Genomic DNA, 22,257 nt, shown 5'->3' on the forward strand with positions numbered 1-22,257 from the left:
AATCTAGTACCTTTAAAGATTAAACCATGATCGCTTTCGAAAATAAACCACAGATAGGACAGGGGATATACACCCTTCGCGATGCGGCGACCATCCTGCATCTGCCTTATACCAAGGTGCATAGATATGTGACCAAGTATTGGGATGGACAGCTGGGAGAGGAGTTTCAGTCGCAATATTCCTGGCTGATAGATGGATCTAGAGCCGTAAGTTTTCATACGGTAGTGGAACTCTATGTCATGATCCAATTAGCTGAAAAGGGAGTGAAGACAGCTGAAGTGCTCAAAGCTCATCAAAAGCTGGGTGAGTTTTATAATACACATTTCCCCTTTGCACAAAAACAGGTACTCCAAGAAATCAAAACTGACGGCAAACTCATCTACTGGAAGAATGGTGCCGATGTTATTTCTCTAAATGGCTCAGATCAATTCAATTTGGAGATTATTTCGGTTTTCTTTAAGAAGCTTGACTTTGGTGAGGAGGATGTAGTATCCAAGCTATGGCCAATGGGTAAGGAACATGCGATAGTGATCGATCCAAGCAGAAAATTTGGTCATCCTATTATTGAAGGTAAGAATATCTATCCCGAAACCATTTTTGAGCATTTTCAGGCAGGTGATCCTGTCCCATACATTGCTCATATTTATAAAATCACGGAGAAAGAAGCGGAGGATGCAATTGCATTTTGTAAGAATGCGGCATGATAATCTTCACGGATGAAAATATCCCTCCGCATCTTGCCCCTGGATTTCAATTGATCCAAGGTCCTGAATCCCTGAAAACAGGAATCCCATTAGAAGTCCAGCATCTGCCTGCCTATTTCGGATATGGTAGTAAAGATAAAGACTGGATTCCTGAGATGGGGAAGTTAAAATCCTGTGTGATTACCAGAGACCTACATCTCAATCGCCGCAAACATGAAATCTCACTGCTCAAAGAGCATAATCTAGGGATATTCTTCCTAAAGGCTCAAACCAAAAAATCTGGTCTAAGCGTCTGGCAAATGGTGGAAATGCTAGCCCGTTCTTGGCCGGAAATTACTAAAATTGCGATAGAAGAAAAGAGACCTTTTGGGTATGAGGTAAATGTTACTGGTAAGCTCAAGAAGATTTTTTAGAATTAGATGATGGTATTAAAGGAATGTAGAGTGGGGTTCCTCCTCAATATTTCAATTCCGAAAGTTAGCGATTTGAGAACAAAGTGATGCAGAAGCACAGCCAATATGGGAAAGGGCAATTGATTCTCCTTAAAAAGTAGGAGTTCATCCATTTGCAGTAACCTGCTTGGGAGCTCCTTTTTTTGTTGACCTTCTCACTCCACTTTCAGCAGAGACAATCACTTTCTCCTAAATGCCTGCCCCGCAGTATTGCGGGGAGCCTGTCCCGGTGAGCGGAGCGAAATCGGGAAGAAGGCAGGGGTGAGGTGGTAAAAATACCCTGTACTGGAGGACCGAGCGTAAATAAAATGTCCTGTGGACTTTTTTAGCGAAGAGCCTGTCCCGTATAGCGAGCGTATCGGGAGGCCAGGCAGCGGGCTGGTTTTGTATCTAAAAATCACTTTTTTGAAATTGCCTTTTAGTTATTGAAATCGAAGATCCCGAGATTTCAATCCTGAGAGGAAAGCGATTCGGGAAGCGAAGCAATTCGGGAACAACCAACCAACTTCTTACCCTTTACCCCATATGGGCCAAGATTAGTGCCTTCTCCCAAAGTAGAGCCTGTCCCGATGAGCAAAGCAATATCGGGAAGGGCGGGAGGAGGTAGACCAATTGCAATTTGGTAAGAATATCAGGGGAGGACAAGGCGTTAAAAAATGATTCACAAATCATTTAAGCCTTGGCCCAGCTAGTAGGGCAGGCAAATCCCACACAATCCCGAATAGCGATTTGACTACGCCCAGACGGGGTTAGATTCTGTTTTAAAGAGGGTTTTATTTCACTTGAGGTAATACGTTCTATAAAATCACCTCATGCCAAATCTGAATCGATATTTTTTGTATAGATTTGATTAACAGGATCTAGTATGGCAAAAAAGGATTATGATATTGAAGAATATAGGGAAGTAAACCTAAACATGAGGCACTTTTCAAATATGAGAGTTGCAGTGCTAACTATTCTTCTAGCAGCAAACGGAGCAGCTTTTCAGGCAATTGGAAATCAGGAGGAACTTTGGGTCAGGTTTGGAATCGGAACCTTGGGGATCATATCTACCTTGGTTTTCTATGTGTTTGAAAATAGGGTCACGGCCTATTACTTGCATTTTCAGGCAAGAGCTAAGGTTTTGGAAAAGAAATTGGGGATGAGGCAATATACCAGCCCATTTAAAAGCCCCAGAATCAATGCTACTTTAATAATTAAATTCTTGTATTTGGTTTTGTTCCTGTTTTGGATCTCTTTCTTTGTTTTTAGCATCTCCAAGAAAATTTTTGATTTTGAGATAATATTTCACTAAAAACAAAATTAGTAGCTGGATATGCTGATTTCTGGGTGTTTTCTACTTGAAAAAAAACAATAATTCATTAGTTTGGCTAAATCAAATGGAAGAAAAAGCCCGGCACAGCGAAACCCAAAGTGGCACAGGGATGAGATCATTCAATATTCGAAATCGTAATCGAGTAGTTTCCTGTTAATACTACTTTAGTAGGCGGTTTTAAAAAGGTTCAATTAAACAAGATTACTAATTTTAAGTTTGAAAAATGCTCAAAGAAATTGTTTTAAAGGAGACAGGTAGTCTTGTTTTCAAATTAATTGCCAACCAACTCAAGAAACTTGATTTTAAGACTGAATCAAGCGAAACTGATATCGTAGAAGCCTTATCTCAACATATCACATATGTTAAAAACTGGTCTTCAGAGATAAATTTTAAGGATCTGCAAAAGTCAAAGAAAACGTATTCAGTTTATATACCATTAAATCTCTATATAAGCCCAGTTAAACTGAGGCTTGAGGAAGGAGATAAGTTAACTCAGGCTCCTATTTTAGATGTCTTTAAAGTAACTGAAAATCATGTTGCTATTTTAGGACAGCCAGGAGCAGGTAAGACGACTTCAATGAAATTTATTTGCCAGTCAGTATTTTTTGATTCTGATTTTTATGCAGATCAGTTTTCACTTCCAATTTTAATTAGACTTAGAGAATTTAATATTTCCATTAATGAAAATTATTCAGCAGGGATAGTTTATGAGTACTTATTTAATCTATTTGGTGTTAAAATATCAAAGATAGATCAAGAAGATAATTTGAAAGATATAAATAGGATTAAAGAGAAAATTGTTATTGAGATTTTGAATAATAATAACTTCATAATTATTATTGATGGATTTGATGAGCTTTCAACAAAAAAGAACAGAGGAATTGTATTAGGTGAATTAAGCTCTTTAGCTAATTATGTAGAGTCTTCAAAAATTGTAATAACATCAAGAACTGCCGATTTTAATTATACTTCCGAAAATTTATCAACTTTTGAAATTTGCTCATTAAATAAAGAGCAAATTCTAGATTTTAGTACTAAATGGTTAGGAGATAGCCAAAAAGGAAATGAATTTGTAAATGCTGTAGAGAGATCTCCGTTCAATGATACTACTATTCGACCTTTAACCATTGCTCACTTATGTGCAATTTACGAGAAAAACAATAAAATACCTGATAAGCCTAAAACTGTCTACAAGAAGATAATTTATTTATTGTTGGAAGAATGGGATGAACAAAGAAATTTACAGAGACTTTCAAAATATGGTAATTTTGAAGTTGATAGAAAATTTGAGTTTTTATCCGCTCTTGCATTTCACTTAACCGTTTCAACTAATAAATCTTACTTTTCTGTTTCTGATTTAGGAAATGCCTACGGCAATATTTTCGGAGATTTCGATATGTCCTCTAAAGACATGAAGTCAGTTATTAATGAGATTGAGTCACATTCAGGGTTGTTTATTCAATCAGGATATGAGAGTTACGAATTTGCCCATAAATCTCTTCAAGAATATTTGACTGCTGAGTATATAGTTAAAATGCCATTTATTCCCAATAGAAGGAACTTAACTGAGAGGTTGCCAAATGAATTTGCTATAGCAATTGCAATTTCTTCTATGCCAAGCGACTATTTTATATCTTTTGTACTAAACAATTTAAATGAGGTTAAAGATATTATTAGATTTATTCAAATTTTTATAAATAGATTGATACTGGAGAAACCTGATTTTAATAAGAATAATTCTGTTAGTCTAGTTTCATTGATGTTGTATTCAACTTATTTAGAGGTTTATATTAAAGATAGCGAACAACTAAGTTTATTTATAATGGATAATTTAGCTAATGAATTTGAGATTTTTATTAAGTCTATTATAAAAAGAAACACATTTGAATTGATTTTAGAAAATTATGAAGAAATATCTAGCCTTCCATCTTCTGATGGGAATATAATTTTCACCTATAATTTGATGAATATTGGGGTTTCTATCGGTAATATTCAGCTACCATTTGTTTTAAGGTGCAGGAAAACATTTCTTGAATTTTAGACTTGATAAATACATTACTACTCCTGTTATTTAACTGTAAATATGCCCAAAGACTGGTCAGAACAAGAAGTCGAATTAGCTATTGCTGATTACTTCCATATGCTCAAAGAGGAGCTCAACGGCAAACCTTACAATAAGTCTTTCCATCGAAAGGCTTTGATTAAACTACTCAATAACAGAACAGAAAGCTCAATCGAATTTAAACACCAAAATATAAGTGCGGCATTGGCAAGCTTTGGTCTTCCATTTATCAGAGGCTATAAACCAAGGTGGAATTATCAAAAAGCAATGTTGGATAAAAAGATTTCCGAATTCCTTCAAAGTAATTTCAAAGAGTTTGAGCATAGTTTCGAGCTATTCGCTGAGTCTGTTCCGGAAATGGTCAAATCCAAAATCAGCTTTGATATAATGCTGGTGACTCCTCCGAAGTTCGAGGAGGTTTCAGATCCAAGAGCCACCTATACTAGACGGCCAGTCAAAATCAATTACCTGCAGCGGGAACAGCAGAACCAGGAGCTAGGCAATAGGGGAGAGTCGCTGGTGATTCAGTATGAGAAATGGAAGCTGAATGAACTTGGACTGTATAGTTTGTCTGAAAAAGTAGAATTGGTATCTGTCTATGATGATGGTGCTGGCTTTGATATTCTTTCCCGTAATCCAAATGGCACAGACAAGTACATAGAAGTTAAAACAACAAAACTGGCTAAGGAAACACCGATCTTTTTCTCTTCAAATGAATATCAGTTTTCGAAGGAAAATCAAAATAAATACCACCTCTACCGGGTTTTTGACTTTTCTAAATCGCCTAAGTTTTTTACTGTAAAAGGAGATTTTGACTCTTTTTGCAGAAAAGAGCCTGTGCAGTTTAAAGGTTGGTTTTGATATTTGCTGCCTGCTAAATAAAAATGTTTTCATTCTCAGTTAATATTTATTTACAGTTCTTTCAGAACTAATGGATTAAATCCTTGATGGAAAAAAAATGCTAATAAGAATTTTTCAAAACAGATTTTATTTTTCAGATGAGAAAAGCTTTGGTCTTTCGGAAACCAGCTTGGCTGATGTAGGAATTAACTTCAAAGATAATTTAGAAATATTTTGGGAAGTTCTGGTTGAAGAGAATTATGCTGTAGAAGGAGAAATTTGTTTAAAAACGATAAATTATTATTCTCAGTCGCCAAATAAATTTGAAGGACAAACAATAGAGCCTGATGTGAAATTTATCTGGTTTATGCCTTTTAAATGGTCTCAAATAGAAGGTCAACTTTCATCTTATTCTAAAAAGAAATTGATTGAGGAGAATATTGTTTACATAGATGAGAAAATGCAGATCACCTATCGGAACCAAGAAGAATTAGGGAGAAAATCAATCGGATCAATAATGAGTTTTGAAGCCCCTATCGTAAAAGAGCCTGTTGTTGAAAAAATTGAAGAAATAGGTAAAATCTATTATAATGACATAGATTTTGATTTGGGCAAAGTTTCATTCTCATTCAAATCCAAAGTCTTAGGGCAAACTTTTAACTTAGAATTAGAAAACCCAATTCTCAGAAAAGAATTTAATACCATTAAATCCTACTTTCCTAAAGTTTTAGGAGGAAGAAAATATTTTACCATAAAGGTGGTTTTCACGCTCAGAGGAGAGGATGTGATTGATAAGAAGGTTTCTTCTGAAGAAATCCAAAGTATCGATGATAAAGTAATTGGTCAAATTAAGGATGCAAGAATTGAAAATCTTATTTCAACCCCAGTTCCTTATTCAGATGAAAAAACTCTTTTTAATGCAGAAGATATTTTTGGTAGATTTAATGAAGCCTCCGAAGAAGGAAACGTTTTTAACCAGACTGAGGAAGAGATAATTTCAACTCTTATCAACAAAAAGAAAATTAGAAATGCAAAACACCTTCAGTTTTTATCAGGACATAAGCACTCTCCTAAACTGAAAATTCATTTCACATTAAAACCCTACTTCGGTTTTGTATTCTTTGTTGAGGGTCGATCAAAAAAACATTTTTGCTGGGAGTTGTTGGAGACTCATGCTACTTATCTTTGGTCTTTTGAGAAATTGGAAAATGAGAAAAACCAACAACTTGAAGTGCTTCAAAAAATAATCAGTCAAATCAAGATTATTGGAAGGGAGAAGTACAAAAAAACGGTCAGGGAAAGTTCAGACAATCAATCTTTTGAATTCCATGCTATTGATCATCTAAAAATAAATACTTCAGAAAAAGAAGCTTTTCAGTACTGGAAACAAAGGCTATTACCCTTACTGGTTTGAGTAATTAATAGGTGTCACCTCACTGACTTTAGCTTTACCTTTCGTTCCTGCAGCAAATACAGCAGTACAGTGGCATCCTTCTCCTCGTCCTTTTCGATAAACATGCGGATGGCGCGGGAGATAGCAAGGAGTTCCTTCCCTTTTTGTATTCTATCAATCGGGGTAGGATAGCGGAATTCTTTGTCTGTGTAGAGATGGTCTAGCTTGGTATTTACCCGTTTTTCTAGCAGCTTCAGTTCACTGCAGATTTCTGCCCAGTTATACATGTCGTGATGGGATTATATAGGCATCAAAGATCCGCTGTTTCTAGCCTAAAAGAACCTGATCAAGTAGGATGTCCGATATGCTGTGTCAGATTTTTATTTTCCTTCCAGTACTAAAAACCGTAAATCCTCTACTTTTTTCTGTCTTTTACCTGAAAAATACCCTGTACAGGGTATTTTTTTGTATCCAAAATTCCTTTTCTTGCAGATATCAAGTAAACCTGATTAATAATAGCCTATTGCCTTATGACTGCATTTTTCAGATCCACTTTGGTTCTTTTGCTGTTTTTTGCCATGACCACAGTGGCGGCACAGTCTGAATCCAAGGTCTATATCACCAAAACAGGAGAGAGATATCACAAATCTTCCTGTAGCTATGCCAAAACAGGATGGCAAAGCACTTTGGCAGCAGCCAAGAAAAAAGGACTCATCCCCTGTAAGGTATGCAAGCCGGGAGGAGCTGGTTCCGTATCAAGTACAACCTCTTCCAACTCCCTCAAATCTACCAACTCCGCCACTTCTTCTCAATGCTTAGCCATCACCAAAGCAGGGTCCAGATGCTCTAGAAAATCAGCTAAAGGTAGTAGCTATTGTTGGCAGCATGAGGTGTGATTCTTTAAATATTAAATCATGAAAAATTGAGAGTACTTTTAATTTAACGTAATATGGAAATTTTATCAAAAGGAGGGAATAATGTAAGAAGAGCACCTTCTGTATCAATTCTTAAAGAAAATCCTGAATTCTCATCGTCCGAGGATTCATGTGACAACATTTCGTTTACAACAAGCATACATCCTCGTGAACCAGGTGTTAAAGCTTTAAAGGTAAAAGACATGGTCAAAGTTGAGCTAGGTCAAAATAATCGAATTGAGATATATAATAATCAGGGGGAGCTTTGTGGTTTTTTGTCACCTGGCACAAAGGTAACTAGATTGATAAACTGTATCAAACTAGGGAATATGTATAAAGGAGTGGTTTCAGATATATTTGGTAACACCTATGATGTCACGATATCAAGAATGAAATAATATGCTAAATATTATTGGTGGTACTTATTTTGAAAGTTGCATAGATCCTAGTTATAATGAATTGTTTGGATCTGGACTTAGAGGAGCAATAGCTCTTTCTGGATTCAATGTGGCTATTAATTTTTATACTTTAGTTGGTCAGGATGCAGAAAAATTATTAGAAGAAGCTTGTTTGGCTTATAAAATTAATTTGAGGAGATATTTAAGTCAGGAGACTTTTACTTTTTATTATTACCATCCATTATCAAGATCTTACTATTTTCCTGAAACTATAGCTTTAAAGAAGATAGCTCTTGGTAGTCTAGAAAATGTCTTGATGTATGGATTGTTAGAAGGAGATTTTGAATTTAAAGCTAAATCAGTTGTCTATGATCCGCAGAACGGAAGATCTTTTTCATCAACAGGAGCTGTTGCTGATAAACTGGCTTACGTTTTAAATAGAAATGAAGCTGTCAAAATTTCTAAACTTCCCGATGACAGCACTATTGATAAGATAATAGAAGAGCTTGTTCGAATTGAAGGAGCTAATATTGTAATAGTTAAGGATAGTGTTTTCGGTGCTTACGTTTGGGATGGCAAAGAGATCACTCCCATAAATTTTTATAGATCTGACAGAATCTGGCCGATTGGTTCGGGAGATGTATTCGCTTCTGTATTTGCATACAATTGGTTGATCAAAAGATTAATGCCAAAAGAAGCTGCTATAAATGCTTCTCTTCAAACTTCAAATTATTGCAATTCCAAACTTTTACCTTTGGTTGAGAATCTTGAAAAATTCCCCATTTCAATTCCCGGAAAAAAGCGAATCTATTTAGCCGGGCCTTTTTTTTCAATTTCAGACCGTTGGGTTATCAATGAAGCTTTACAGGCACTTCAGGATTTTAGACAAGATGTTTTTTCTCCTTTTCATTCACTTGGAGTTAGTAATGACTTTGAAATTGCCAAAAAGGATCTTCAGGAAATCAGCTCATGCGATGTCGTATTGGCTATTCTTAATGTTTTGGATTCAGGCACCTTATTTGAAATAGGGTATGCAAGAGCTCAAAATAAAGAAGTAGTTATTTTTTCAGAAACCATTTCTGAAAGAGATTTATTTATGCTTGTTGGTTCGGAGTGTAAGCTGATTGATGATTTTGCAACGGCAATTTATATAGCTGCTACATGATGAAAAGAGTATTTGTTGTAATTGGTACGGGTTATGGTGATGAGGGGAAGGGGAAAGTTGTGGATTATTTATGTAAGGAGAATGAGAATGCACTTGTGATCAGATTCAATGGTGGGCATCAAGCAGGGCATTCTGTATATTCAGAAAAGGGTTTGAAGCCACACATGTTCTCTAATTTTGGATCAGGAACTTACAGGGGAAATCCAACTTTATGGCTGAGTTTCTGTACAGTATACCTAACATCACTATTGGAGGAGTTTGGGAACTTAGAAGTAAAGCCAATCATATATTTAGATTCCAATTGTCCATTGACTACTCCCTTTGATGTATTATTTAATAGAGCTCTAGAGGATACTAGGGGAGAATCCAGATTAGGAAGTTGCGGATTGGGTTTTGGTGCCACGATGGATAGAAATAATGATCCAAATTTAAGGCTTACAGTTGGCGATATAATTTCTAGTGATTTTATTTCAATGAGATTGGGGGAAATAATTGAATACTATAAAGCCAAATTCAGGTTGGAAACTAAATTTCTTTTGGATGATTCAACTAGTAAAATTCTGGTGGAAGATTTTTTCTGTGAAATAGAACGGTTTTATAAGCTAGTCGATGATGGAAATATTCAAGTCGTAAATCAGATGAAACTCGTAGTTGAGTCCAAAATTGATACTTTGATTTTTGAAGGTGCTCAAGGAATTCTACTAGACCAACATTTTGGAGATTTCCCTTTCATTACAAAAAGTAATACCTCAAGTCGAAATGCCTTTGAGTTTTTAAACTCTTTTGACTTCAACTATGAGAGTGAAGTTTTGTATACGTCGAGAACATATTCGACGAGGCATGGAAATGGATCATTTGATGCAATAGACCCTTTTTGTTTTTTGAATGAAAATCCATTTGAACTAAATGTGAATAATCACTACCAGGGTAATTTTAAAGTGTCTTTCTTAGATCTAGATAAGCTAAAAGAGGCTATAGACTTTGATATGAAATTTTCTAGGGAGTCGAAACATTCTATAGTATTTAATTGCTTTGATCAATTGAAAACAGAGAATATACCCTATGTTGAAGAGGGGAAAAAAAAGGAAGGTGATATTCAAGATATATTACAAGGGATTAATTTTTTGTTTAATAAAATACTAATAGGGAATGGACCATGTGGTACTGATATTTGCGACTATGGGAGTATTTAAGCCACTGAGGATTCTAAATGAATTAAAATTATAATTTATTCAAGTCTATGAAAGAAAATCAAAAATCATATAAGGATTATTTGGATAAGACCTTTTTGGAAGAGTTGAATTATAAAATATGGTCAACAAAAGGAGCAAGGTTTAAAGCAAATGAAAGATTAATCCATATTGCGCAATTGTCAAATATTTGTACAAGCATGCTTTCTATTTATTTAATCGCAGTTGGACTATTGTCTGTTTATAATTTAAATTCTGCCCTTGAATATGATTATAATTTACTGGCATATTCAAGTACCTGTCTTTCAATATTAGTACTTGTATTTGGTCAAATAGAAAATGCAAAAGATTTTAAGCTGAAAGCCAATCAATTCCATAATTGTGGACTTGAGTTATCTCACATATATAATGAGTTAAGAATTTTTAAAACATTGACTTTGGAACCGAATTTAAAAGATAAGGGGGATTTTTCTAGGAAAATTTCTGATGAATATCAAAAGATTTTAGAAAGGTATGAAAATCATGATTCTATTGATCATCAAAGGTTTATTGCAGCTAAACCTAAATATCATGAGTTAAATTGGTTTGATGTTTTTTTTATTAATATTTCGTACTATTTTAAAACCTCATTTATATATCATCTAATGATAATTATTCCTCCTTTTATAATATTAATTTTAATAATAAAGTAAATGTTTAATTTACATATATAAGTATGAAAAAAGTATCTGCAACAGCGATAAATGCACTTAAGAATGCTCTTTCTACAATCTATTGGTATAAGTCTGACTTAAGAAGTTTCCTAGATCATACTATATCTAACAAACAAATATTATCATATTTGGACTGGAATGACTATAAAAGAAACATCTGCTCCCGCCTTGTAGACTTGCTTGTGAAAAATGAGGAAAAAACACAGAACGACATACTGAGGCTGGTTTATGAAATTAGTAACATGAATGATTTTTCACACCTTAAGCAGCTTGAAGATGGTGAGGATAAAGTTAAAAGTGCTAAGGAGGCAGTCGCTGCATTAAGAAAAGTTTCAAAAGGTCATTTAGAGCAATTAAAGGAACAAGAGGAAATTGAAAATAGGAGAAAGAAAGTTCTTGAAGAGCAATTAGGGAAAACCGCGGTTCGTGAAAAGCTTGAAGAATTTAAAAATGATTTTTATTCATTGGTTAGCTCAAATGATGCACAAAAGCGAGGTTATCAGCTAGAGAAATTATTGAAAGACCTTTTTAATTTATTTGATTTAGACTCTAAAGCCTCTTTTAAAATCGTGGGAGAACAAATTGATGGTATGTTTACCTTTGAAAATAATGATTTTCTTCTTGAAGCAAAATGGCACAAAGACCCAATAGATATAAGTTCTCTTGATTCCTTTAGTGGTAAGCTAAGTAGGCGTTTAGAGAACACACTTGGGTTATTTATTTCTATAAATGGTTTTTCACCTGATGCAATTCAAGCTCATTCAACAGGTAGACGTCTAATGATATTAATGGATGGAAGTGATTTGATGGCAGTGTTGGAAGGAAGAATTGATTTAATTCAATTATTGATTAGAAAACGAAGGTACGCTTCTCAGACAGGAAATATTTATTTGGGAATCCACGAAATAATGAAGGGGAAATAAATGAATACAGGAATGGCTATAAGTTTCAATTCTTACTCGAACATTCATAAATTAATTTGTTTTAATCTATAGTTTAATGTCATTTGCACATACAAGTACAGACCATAGTCCACTTTGTTACGAATCAGAGATGATTGTTGCTAACTATCAAATGCTTGTCGAACAAGTTGGATATTTGATGCTAGGTAAACATAGACATGTGGCATCTATTCTTGCAGCTAAAAATGGGAATTCTAGTAGTTCCACTGATAAGATAATTAATAGGGCTCAAAGACAGCTACAAATTAAGTCCACTGAGGAAAGGTATAAGCGTGATGGGTGGCTTTTCCAAATGATGACATGGATATCTATACGAATAGAATACAATGGTGTCAAAGTTTATTCCCAGGCCCCCCATGATAACCCCGCACAACATGGGATTGATGGTCTATCAATAATTTTAACATCCAACAATAAAATTAAGTCAATTATTATTGAGGAAGACAAATACACGGAAAATCCACGCCCTACTATAAAAAATCAAGTTTGGCCAGAATTTAAACTATTTGAAAAAGGAGAATTTGATAGTCAATTAGTTTCTAGGACTTCCATATTACTAGCACATCTTAGCGACGATGAGATTAATGAAATAATTGAAAATGATATCTATAAATCTACAAAAAGAATATACAGGGCAGGTATAACACCTTTAGATACAGCTAAGACTCCAAAAAAGAGAAAAAAGCTTTTCAAAGGTTACGATGGTTGTGTATCTGGAATTGATCACGGAAGACGTCAAGCATTGACTTTTAGCCAAACTGACATTAGAAAATGGATGGATGACTTTTCTCTTGAGATTTATGATTTTTTAGAAAAACAAAGACCTTAACATGTACAATTCAATTACAGAGGAAGTTATACGTAATGCGCCTCAAATTGATGGATCTGAAACTGACAATCTTCCTCAATATTTAACAGAAGTTTATGCTCGCATAGTTTCTGTTAGACGAAGGTTGGACGATTCCAAAAGGGTAGACCAAAAGTTAATAAGTGATATCGCGGAATTGAGAAAGTTGGCAAATAATTTAGAGTCGATGACTGTTCTTAATTTGAAAAATACAAATCAAGTATCTGCTGCATTTGTTTCTGGAACTGCTCATCATTTACTACAGTTAATTAGAAATCAAGATAACCTAGTTCACGAGCTCACTTCTCAAAACGTGCCGAGCTGGATGTCTTCAATTTTGTTGTTTTTGATTGGAGAAAGTCCTACTGACGCTGCGGAAGTGGCAGAAAAAGTTTCTCTATTTAAGATTGAAAATATTAAAGATCAGTTGTCAATTTCAATTCGGTATTTAGCAAGAGGACAATTAGACTTATTAAAAGCCGTTCAACCAATAACTAAAACCTATTCTGAAATTGATAATAATATTGAAGCCGAAGATTATTTGTGGCTTCAATTGCTATTGGGTCTTCAGCATATGTCAAAGGTTTTACTAGGAAGAACTTCTTCGAAATACAACTTTTTTAAAGAAGTTATTGAATTATCTGCTAGTAACATTTCATATGGGGATGATATTGTTACAAGTTGCTATTCTGGGCCATATCATTTGGCATTACTCCTAAATACTTTACAGGAAAGTCTACTCAGAAGAGGTATTATAAATGTAGTTCCGCCAAAAGGAACAGATCATGAAAAATGGTATTCTTTTTTACAAAAAATGGCCGCATCCAGACCATATTTGTGGGAAAATCATTTTGAAGCTATTCAAACCGGCTTTTTAGATTCTGGAAACTCTGCTGTTTTAACTTTTCCCACAGGCGCAGGAAAGACTACAATAGCTGAGTTAAAGATAGCCTCCACAATTATATCAGAACGCTCGGTTTTGTATTTGGTGCCAACACATGCTTTGGAAGACCAAATTAATCGAGATTTAAGAAAATTGTTTGATAACCTACACCTTGATATGCTGGAACTTGGGGGCGAATTTACTGATATTGAAAATCAGAAACTTTTAACCATTAATGTAATGACTCCCGAACGTTGTCTGACTTTACTTGCAATGAACCCTGAGAACTTTCATAAAGTTGGTTTGGTCGTATTCGATGAATTTCACCTAGTAAATGGAAGGGAGGATAGAATTGATAGAAGAAGTCTAGATGCAATGTATTGCCTACTGCGTTTGTTTGCTGAAATCCCTGACTCTGATTACTTATTGATGTCCGCGATGGTTGAAAATGGAGAGGAAATAGCTGAATGGGTAAGTAAAATTACTGGTCGAAATTGTGAAGCTTTTAATTCTACTTGGAAACCCACAAGACAACTTCAAGGTTGTGTATTGTACCCTACTAATGAATTAGATGATCTAAAAAAGATAATTAGGGAAGCCCATTTAAAGAAACTTAAGGGTGGTCCACCTCAGGCAATAGCTGAACAGATTGTCGCAACACCTTATCAGATATTTAGTTTACGAAATATCTGGGATTCTAGCAGACCTAATAACTTTTTTATGGGGAAAATTCTAGATAAAAAAATTAAACTTGGTTTAAATAAAAATTGGAAAATTACAAGTAATAGGAATCAAGTTGCTGCAGAACTAGCCTCATTTTTCGTTAATTCCGGAATCAAAACCTTAGTATTTGTAGACAATCCAGTTGTTGCAAAAAGCACCTCAAAAACTTTAAATGCCCTTTTAGATAAAAGAGAATTTGACTTTTCCGCTTTTTCCATCCAGAACTCTAAACAAATTTTCAGTCTAAGTTTAGAACTCGGTGACCTCAAATTTTCATTTTTTAATATGGAAAATAATGTTGCGGCACACCATGGTTTATTGCTTCCAGTTGAAAGGCAATTAAATGAATTACTCTTTAAATCTAAAGATGGAATACATGCAATTGTTGCTACTGCTACTTTAGCACAAGGAATTAATTTACCTGCAGAGGTTGTCATCATTGCAGGAGATGATCGTTTTGATGAAGATACAGATTTGCGTGAAAAGCTTTTGGCTCATGAAATTTTAAATGCATCAGGAAGGGCAGGTAGAGCAGGGACAGCCGCACACGGAGTCGTTATAATTGTGCCAGGATCGAATATTGAGTTTGATAATAGAAGCGAAGCACCAGAAGCATGGAAAGATTTGCAGAAACAAGTTTTTTCAAAAAATGATCAGTGTTTAACCATAAATGATCCCTTAACTAGGTTCCTGGATGAAGTAACCAAAAGTGATCAAGATGACTTTTTTTCTCAAGACGTTAACAGTTTACTTTTACGACTAAATAGCGAGGACACTGAAAATACCTCAATCAAAACCATTTTCAATAAATCATTTGCTGCATTTAAGGCTGAGAAGAATGGAAATAATACTTTCTATGAACAATTAAATAGATTGACTAGGGTAAGAGATGGTCTGGCTCTAGAGTTGCTTTATTCAGAATTGGTTGAAAATGTGAGTTTAAAAACAGGTATACAGCCAAATATTATTGAACAATTAGGAAATAGCCTTGATGAAATCGACTTGAATGAGCTTCTAGAGTATTCTGTAAGCCAATGGATTAATTGGTTTTTAAAATGGTTGAAAGGTAGTGAAATTCGTACTACCGAAATGTTTCCCAATTCGGCAGCACAGGCTCAGCTAGCACGTGTTTTGGGATTAAAAGTCTCAAAATATGAAATAAGCGAGGTTTCTGAAAAAATTATGGATATTGAACCAATTTTAACTGCCTTTATACGTGGTGAAAATTATAATACAATTAATGAAATGATCCCAGGTAAATCAGATGATTATTTGACAAAGGCTCGCCACTTTGTATTGAGATTAGTGCCCCAATTTAGTTATGCTATAGGGGCAGTTTCTCTAACTCTGAAAGAAAAACTTCAGTTATTGGATTATGATATTGATGATATTCCATTTGTTATAAGAAATCTTGCAACAATGGTTAAAGAAGGAATGGATACTAAAGAAAAGTTATTATATAAAATAGAAAACAGAGGACTACTGAGAGTTCAAATTCATGACTCGTTTCTATTGTAGATCGTAAAAAGGTATCTGTAATAATTGATCAACACATTAGCTCAAAACTATTTAAGCCTATACAAGTAAACGGCTCCATTTCCACTTGAATCTTCCTTAACCAATATACCTTTTTCAACCATTCGCCCTAATTCTCTAGAAAGTGGCTTGCTCTCAATGTTATCATCTGGGAATAGATCAATAATTTCTGAAACTTTCATACCAGCTTTCATTTGAGGTAAAGGGAGAACTTTTAACCGGATAAAATCAGGTGTAGATAATGCATCAATAAAATAGTCTTTGAAGTCTTTGTAATTCCTTCTGAAGGTTTCTAGTACTTTTAAGTTTGAACCTAGTTTTAGATCTGGTTTCTTCAAAAGGTCATTGACTGTAACATCATAGAGCGTGCTATATGGTAGTAAGGTATTTACGTTGGGAGTGACTTTATTCCCTTTATTTTCCAATTGACGGATGTGATCGCTGGATTGATTAGTGTATGCGTCAATGCCATTAATAGTTAACAGAGCTTGTTTTCTAAGCGATCTTAAATTATCTGCCAAAATCCGATGATCAATTTTTAGTTTTTCCTTCTTTGCCATAAAGCAAAGACCAGTAAAATTTTGTCCTCATATTTTGGGTTTTAATTTGTTTTTTGAAAACAAATATGAGATATTAGTACCAGCTATAAGTCAATTAATGGCGTCTAGTCTGAGTCCAGTTGTAGAAACGTAGGAAATTTCAAGAACGCAGGGCAAAGAGTAGAAGCCCACTTTCTATATTTACGGTATAGAGGTGGGTTCTCTCTGCATGCGTTTCATGGTGGTTTCACCAAGGTTCTCCTACGTACCTTACAACTTGCAAGTTGAGAGCCTGCCTCTATTCATTTGGTCTGTTTTCAACTTGGACATTGTTATAACCCAAGTATCATGGAACAGACCTTGATTTTTTCTGGATTACCAAGCTTCTCGGGAAGGAATTTCTGGAAAGGGGAGAGGACTGCTTACAATCTTGGGACACATTGCTCTTTACCTATTGATTGTAACCTATTACCAGAGGAACAAGGCATCACCGCGGTAGATCGCCTGTATCCTCTGAAGCCCAAGAATCCCATCTGAGGGTTCACTTTTAAGACCGTGAAAGGGGAGGTGCACATCCCTGAGCAGATCGGTTACTACACACTCAGGTCAGCAAGCTCACAGTAGCCGGTAGCGCTGACAGATTTCTTAGTATTCATTTATTGCTGGTTGGCCATGTAGGCTAAGGTGGAAAAACTATGTCTTCTGATAAGTAGCAAGAGGGTAGAGTCAAGAGCCAAGAGTCAAGAAGCTAGAGCCAAGCGTTTGCGGAGCTCCTTTCAGCTTTCAGCTTTGAGCTTTCGGACTTTAAGTGAGATTGCTTCTCCCGATTCTCGGGATCGCAATGACGGTAACATTGATGACTGTCTCCTGCGACTGCCACTGCTAATCCTGTTCCACTCACGGCCGTGGACTGTGGTCCGTGGACTTTGGTCTGTCGACTATCGACTATGGACTATCGACCACTTCCGTCTTCCAGCATCAAACAAACATCAAAAGCAATGAAAAAATTAATACTCATTTGCTTACTGGGATTGCTATGCCTTCCCACAAGCACTTCCACAGCACAAGTTGCTGATTCACCCGGGGCGGATTTACCTCATAGGTCCACGCCCCAGTTCTCCTCTGGTATGGGGGAGACCCATCGGGGCGGGGATTCCCGCTCCGATACCTTATCCATTGGCGATCAGATTCCTGCTGGGATTGAGTTCTCAGAGGTATTACACTATGATTCGGATAAGCTTCGGCTGGATGATTACCGGGGCAAGTATGTGATCCTGGAATTCTGGGCTCCTACCTGTACAGCCAGTATCGCTTCCCTGCCTCAGCTGGATGCCATCCAGAAGAAGTATGGAGACCGGATTGCCATTTTGCCGATCACTGTCTTTGCCGAGGATCAAATCACCCAGACAATTTCAGGAAACAAACGCCTGGAAGCTGTAGCGTTGCCGCTGGTGGTGGATGCCCGCAAGATGCGATCCTACTTTCCCCATTCGGTGATACCCCATGTGGTGGTGCTCGATCCTGAAGGAAAAGTAGTGGGCATTACAGGGATAGAGGATATCACCACTGCCAATTTGGATGAACTGCTAAGTACCGGTGAATCCTCCTTTAGGACTAAGGAAGATATGCGCGTGAGACTTCCCAAAGGGGAGCGGCTGGTTTCCGGTTCTCCCGAGGTAGGCAATAAGAACATTTGGTTTCAGTCTGCCATGACAGGATATATCCCGGAAATACGAGGGGGACTTTACCAGAACTTTGAGGAAATGTCCCATATCAGGATTACCAATAGGCCGCTCTATGACCATTATAGCTTGGCCTATTCCGGGAAAAGCATGGAGGACTATTTTGGTAGAAACCGATTTGAGACAGAAGGATTCGGTGAAGAAGAGCTCACCACCTCCAAGTCGGGTAATGATTATAGGGAGTGGATGGCACAGGGGAACCATGTGTTCGGGTATGAGCTGATTGCCCCTGCCCATACGGACCCCTATGAGCTGATGAGGGAAGATTTAAGACGCTTCTTCCCGCATATTGAGGCTAAGGTGGAGAAAAAGAAGAAAACGGTCTATGCATTGATCCAGCAGGAAGGGAGTGTCTATCCCGCTTCTACCACGGAAAAAAGCTCCTATGCCATGGATGCCGGTCTTCAGATGAGGAACCTTTCCATACAGGGGCTGGTACATCATCTGAATGTGGTCTTTCTTCGCAATAGTCCCTATCCGGTCATCAACAAGACGGGATTGGACTATCCCATTGATCTGGATCTCCAGGCCAATTTTTCCGATGTGGAAAGTTTGGGCCAGGCACTCAGGGAAAAAGGGCTTGACCTGGTCAAGCGGGAGGAAGAAATCAATGTGTTGGTGATAAGAAAAGTAGCAGAACCTAAACTACTTGCCTTATGAGAACGCTTCGATATCTATTGAGTGGTCTGATGGTCTTTGTTTTTCAGACCTTGCAGGCGCAGGAGTTCTTACAGGGAACGGTATTGGAAAAGGACAGTGGTATTCCCATGGCGGGTGCATTGGTTTTATTTACCCCGGGCGGGGGCTCCGCCATCGCAAATGAAGAGGGTGAATTCAGGATGGAGCTGGAGGCAGGGGACTATGAGCTCAGGGTAAGTTTTATGGGATATAAAACCCTGAACACAAAGGTGACGGTGCCTTTGGGAAAAGAACTTCTACTGGAAATGGAGCCCATGGAAATGGGACTGGATGAAGTGGAGGTGGTATCCACAGGGTATCAGGAAATCCCAAAAGACCGGGCTTCAGGATCCTTTGTGACGCTGGATGAGGAACTGATCGACCGAAGGGTCAGTACAAACCTGGTGGACAGGCTGGAAGATGTGACCTCCGGACTGATCTTCAACAGGGCAGGGGACCAGACCAGAGATCCCATCTCCATCCGTGGAAGAAGTACACTGGGGGTGTTCTCCCAGCCTTTAATTGTCATTGATAATTTTCCCTATGATGGAAGCCTGGATGATATCAACCCCAATGACGTGGAAAGCATCACCGTATTACGGGATGCTGCTGCGGCCTCTATCTGGGGAGCCAGGGCAGGGAATGGGGTGATTGTGATCACCACCAAGTCAGGTAAGCGGAATCAGGGGATGAAGGTGAGCCTGACTGCCAATTCCAACTGGATCCAGCAGCCCGATCCCTTCCTTTCCCCGGTCATGGGCATCAATGAATTTATAACGATAGAAGAACAGCTTTTTGAGGCAGGGTATTACAACAGTACCTTTTTCAATCCTACACGTCCTGCGGTCACCCCGGTGGTGGAGACACTTTACCAGGAGAGGGAAGGACTGATCACTGCTGAGGAAGCTGACCGCCGAATAGCGGCCTATCGGAGTTATGACCTTCGGGAAGATATTCAGCAGTACCTCTATAGGCCCCAGTTAAACCAGCAATATAATATTGGCTTGTCTGGTGGATCTGCATCCAACAGCTACCTGATATCCTTGGGCTATGATGACCAGCGACTCTCTGAGGTAGGTAATTCCAACAACAGGTTTACCTTGAATGTGAAAAATGATTTCCGCTTGGTTAACGATAAGCTGGGCATACAGGTAGGTTTTTATGGGGCCAAAAGCAGGGAAGTGGATCAGAACGCAGGTCCGGGTGACCTGAGTTTTACCTCGGCCCAGACCATGTATCCCTATGCCCGGCTGGCCGATGAAAATGGCAATCCGCTGGCCGTAACCAATAGATTCATCAACAGTTTTAAGCAGGAGGCAGAAGCAGCGGGCCTGCTGGACTGGGATTACGTTCCCCTGGATGAAATAGGGCTCAGTCCTACCAAGGATTACCTGGATGACTGGAGATTGAATCTGGGAATGGATTATGCCTTGCTCAAAGGGCTGAAGGCCAAGATGCTCTATCAGTACTGGCAGATGAATTCTCGTAGCGAAACCCTGTATGACCAGAACAGCTATTACGCCAGAGAGGAGATCAACCTATTCAGCGAATTCGATGAGAATGGAAACCTGATCCGGAATATTCCCTACGGCGGGATTTTACAGCACTCCAGCAGGTTCTCCAACAGCCATTCAGCAAGGGCAATGCTGGAATATGCAGGTGATTGGGGTAATAAATGGGAATTTAACTCACTGGCTGGGGCAGAATTGAAAATGCTGGATTTTGAAACATCCAGTCAAAGACTGTACGGGTACAATGCTGAAACGGGCAGTACCCAGAAAGTGGATTACCTTTCTGTTTTTCCCCAGTATAATTTTCCATTGATCACTTCTCCGGTTACCAATGCGGATGGTGTAGGGGCTGGGGCAGACCGCTTTTATTCCCTGTTTGCGAATGCCTCGCTTAGCTATTCAAACCGCTATCTACTCACCCTGAGCGCCAGGAAGGATGCTTCCAATCTATTTGGGGTTGAGGCAAACCAACGGGCAGTACCGCTTTGGTCAGCAGGTCTGGGCTGGACACTCAGTGAGGAAGACTTTTACCACTGGGAGGGCCTGCCTTATCTAAAACTCCGGTTGTCCTATGGTTATAACGGCAATGTGGACCGAAGCCTTTCTGCCTTTACCACTGCAAGAATAGCGACCAGAAATACATTGACCAATTTGCCTTATGCGCAGATTGTCAATCCCCCTAACCGAAACCTGCGATGGGAACGGATCAAGATCACCAACCTAGGGCTGGATATGGAAAGTAAAAACGGCAGGATCTCCGGAACCTTGGAATTTTACCTGAAAGACGGGCTGGATCTGATCGGACAGTCTCCCTATCCCCCGAGTGCGGGTATATTGACCTTCACCGGTAATAATGCCTCCATGCGGACAACAGGCTATGACCTGCAGCTGAATACCAGAAACCTGAAAGGAGGATTGAAATGGAATACTGCCTTTCTGCTGTCTGGCCTTAAGGAAAAAGTGACTGATTATGAGATAGAATCCCCGGTAGCAAGTATTCTCGACAGAGGAGCAAGTGGAGGGGGTGGGGGAGTGAACTATCCGGTGGAAGGAAGGCCGCTGTTTTCTTTCTATAGTCTGCCATGGGCAGGTTTAAATCCGGATACTGGAGCTCCTCGTGGGCTGCTGGATGGAGAGCCTTCCGAGGATTACCGTACCCTGGTCAATGAAGCAAGTCTGGAAAGTATAGTCTATCACGGTCCTGCCAGACCCACCACGTTTGGATCCTTGCGGAATACCTTCAGCTATAAAGGGTTTAGCTTTTCTGCCAATATCAGTTACCGATTTGGGTATTATTTCAGAAGGACTTCAGTTCAATACAGCAGTATCCAGATGGGAAGGGGCGGTCATTCGGATTATGAGTTGAGATGGCAGAATCCGGGCGACGAGCTGGTAACCCAGATCCCTTCCCAGCCTGCCTCCATAGATAACCTGAGGGATACCTTCTACCGCAACAGCAGTGTCCTAGTTGAGAAAGGCGATCATATACGGCTTCAGGATGTCCGCTTAGGCTATAGCATTCCCAAACAGGGAACCGGGCTTTTCTCCAAAATGGAGCGGGCAGAACTCTTTCTTTATGCCAATAACCTGGGGATGATCTGGAAAGCTACCGATACAGACTGGGACCCGGATTTTGGAAGGCAGGTACCCAGAAAAAGTATAGCCGTAGGTATCCAACTTGATTTTTAAC

18 protein-coding genes are annotated in these 22,257 nt (G+C 38.2%); 16 read left to right on the top strand and 2 right to left on the bottom strand.

The annotated features are described in order from the left end of the window. The first annotated feature begins 26 nt into the window (after positions 1-26). The 6 genes from PBT90_RS02400 (at position 27) to PBT90_RS02425 (ending at position 6,787) form a co-directional block, all read left to right on the top strand. Complete coding sequence (locus PBT90_RS02400; RefSeq protein ID WP_270131344.1) at positions 27-704, top strand: DUF433 domain-containing protein; 678 nt, start codon at positions 27-29, stop codon at positions 702-704. After that, positions 701-1,117, top strand: a complete 417-nt coding sequence (locus PBT90_RS02405) for a PIN-like domain-containing protein (protein ID WP_270131346.1) — start codon at positions 701-703, stop codon at positions 1,115-1,117. The genes PBT90_RS02400 and PBT90_RS02405 overlap by 4 nt, the downstream gene beginning before the upstream one ends. A 904-nt stretch (positions 1,118-2,021) precedes the next feature. Further along, positions 2,022-2,450, top strand: coding sequence for a hypothetical protein (locus tag PBT90_RS02410; protein WP_270131349.1), 429 nt, complete (start codon positions 2,022-2,024; stop codon positions 2,448-2,450). A 244-nt stretch (positions 2,451-2,694) separates the two neighbouring features. Further along, positions 2,695-4,512, top strand: a complete 1,818-nt coding sequence (locus PBT90_RS02415) for an NACHT domain-containing protein (protein ID WP_270131351.1) — start codon at positions 2,695-2,697, stop codon at positions 4,510-4,512. Positions 4,513-4,554: 42 nt separating this feature from the next. Further along, positions 4,555-5,394: a DUF3883 domain-containing protein gene (locus PBT90_RS02420; protein WP_270131353.1), complete on the top strand. Its 840-nt coding sequence runs from the start codon at positions 4,555-4,557 to the stop codon at positions 5,392-5,394. Between the two features lie 97 nt (positions 5,395-5,491). After that, positions 5,492-6,787: a hypothetical protein gene (locus PBT90_RS02425; protein WP_270131355.1), complete on the top strand. Its 1,296-nt coding sequence runs from the start codon at positions 5,492-5,494 to the stop codon at positions 6,785-6,787. Between the two features lie 14 nt (positions 6,788-6,801). On the opposite strand, the gene PBT90_RS02430 is transcribed toward PBT90_RS02425, so the two are convergent. Continuing rightward, positions 6,802-7,053 (bottom strand): hypothetical protein, encoded by a 252-nt coding sequence (locus PBT90_RS02430; protein ID WP_270131357.1) that lies wholly within the window; start codon positions 7,051-7,053, stop codon positions 6,802-6,804. Between the two features lie 243 nt (positions 7,054-7,296). Here PBT90_RS02430 and PBT90_RS02435 point away from each other — a divergent pair, with 243 nt between their 5' ends. From PBT90_RS02435 to PBT90_RS02470, 8 genes are all read left to right on the top strand, one after another. After that, entirely contained in the window at positions 7,297-7,662 is a 366-nt protein-coding gene (locus PBT90_RS02435) for a hypothetical protein (RefSeq protein ID WP_270131359.1), read from the top strand. A gap of 53 nt (positions 7,663-7,715) precedes the next feature. Further along, positions 7,716-8,078 carry a hypothetical protein gene (locus PBT90_RS02440; RefSeq protein ID WP_270131361.1) on the top strand — a complete coding sequence of 121 codons (363 nt, stop codon included), beginning with the start codon at positions 7,716-7,718 and terminating at the stop codon, positions 8,076-8,078. A 1-nt stretch (position 8,079) separates the two neighbouring features. Further along, on the top strand, positions 8,080-9,243 hold the full coding sequence (locus PBT90_RS02445; protein ID WP_270131363.1) for a nucleoside 2-deoxyribosyltransferase: 1,164 nt from the start codon (positions 8,080-8,082) through the stop codon (positions 9,241-9,243). Next, positions 9,240-10,436: an adenylosuccinate synthetase gene (locus PBT90_RS02450; protein WP_270131366.1), complete on the top strand. Its 1,197-nt coding sequence runs from the start codon at positions 9,240-9,242 to the stop codon at positions 10,434-10,436. The genes PBT90_RS02445 and PBT90_RS02450 overlap by 4 nt, the downstream gene beginning before the upstream one ends. Before the next feature lie 47 nt (positions 10,437-10,483). Beyond that, positions 10,484-11,125: an SLATT domain-containing protein gene (locus PBT90_RS02455; protein WP_270131368.1), complete on the top strand. Its 642-nt coding sequence runs from the start codon at positions 10,484-10,486 to the stop codon at positions 11,123-11,125. A gap of 23 nt (positions 11,126-11,148) precedes the next feature. Beyond that, on the top strand, positions 11,149-12,069 hold the full coding sequence (locus PBT90_RS02460; protein WP_270131370.1) for a restriction endonuclease: 921 nt from the start codon (positions 11,149-11,151) through the stop codon (positions 12,067-12,069). A gap of 76 nt (positions 12,070-12,145) precedes the next feature. Next, complete coding sequence (locus PBT90_RS02465) at positions 12,146-12,937, top strand: hypothetical protein (protein WP_270131372.1); 792 nt, start codon at positions 12,146-12,148, stop codon at positions 12,935-12,937. Between the two features lies 1 nt (position 12,938). After that, positions 12,939-16,079, top strand: a complete 3,141-nt coding sequence (locus tag PBT90_RS02470; RefSeq protein ID WP_270131374.1) for a DEAD/DEAH box helicase — start codon at positions 12,939-12,941, stop codon at positions 16,077-16,079. A gap of 47 nt (positions 16,080-16,126) precedes the next feature. Here the strand turns inward: PBT90_RS02470 and PBT90_RS02475 are convergent, their stop codons facing one another. Next, positions 16,127-16,657, bottom strand: coding sequence for a helix-turn-helix domain-containing protein (locus tag PBT90_RS02475; protein WP_270131376.1), 531 nt, complete (start codon positions 16,655-16,657; stop codon positions 16,127-16,129). Positions 16,658-17,634: 977 nt separating this feature from the next. On the opposite strand from PBT90_RS02475, the gene PBT90_RS02480 reads away from it, so the two are divergent. Both PBT90_RS02480 and PBT90_RS02485 read left to right on the top strand, forming a co-directional pair. Further along, complete coding sequence (locus PBT90_RS02480; RefSeq protein WP_270131378.1) at positions 17,635-19,038, top strand: redoxin domain-containing protein; 1,404 nt, start codon at positions 17,635-17,637, stop codon at positions 19,036-19,038. Continuing rightward, on the top strand, positions 19,035-22,256 hold the full coding sequence (locus PBT90_RS02485; protein WP_270131380.1) for a SusC/RagA family TonB-linked outer membrane protein: 3,222 nt from the start codon (positions 19,035-19,037) through the stop codon (positions 22,254-22,256). Before PBT90_RS02480 ends, PBT90_RS02485 begins: the two co-directional genes overlap by 4 nt. Position 22,257: the final 1 nt, after the last annotated feature.

It is taken from the genome of Algoriphagus sp. TR-M9 (assembly GCF_027594545.1).
Taxonomy (GTDB): domain Bacteria; phylum Bacteroidota; class Bacteroidia; order Cytophagales; family Cyclobacteriaceae; genus Algoriphagus; species Algoriphagus halophytocola.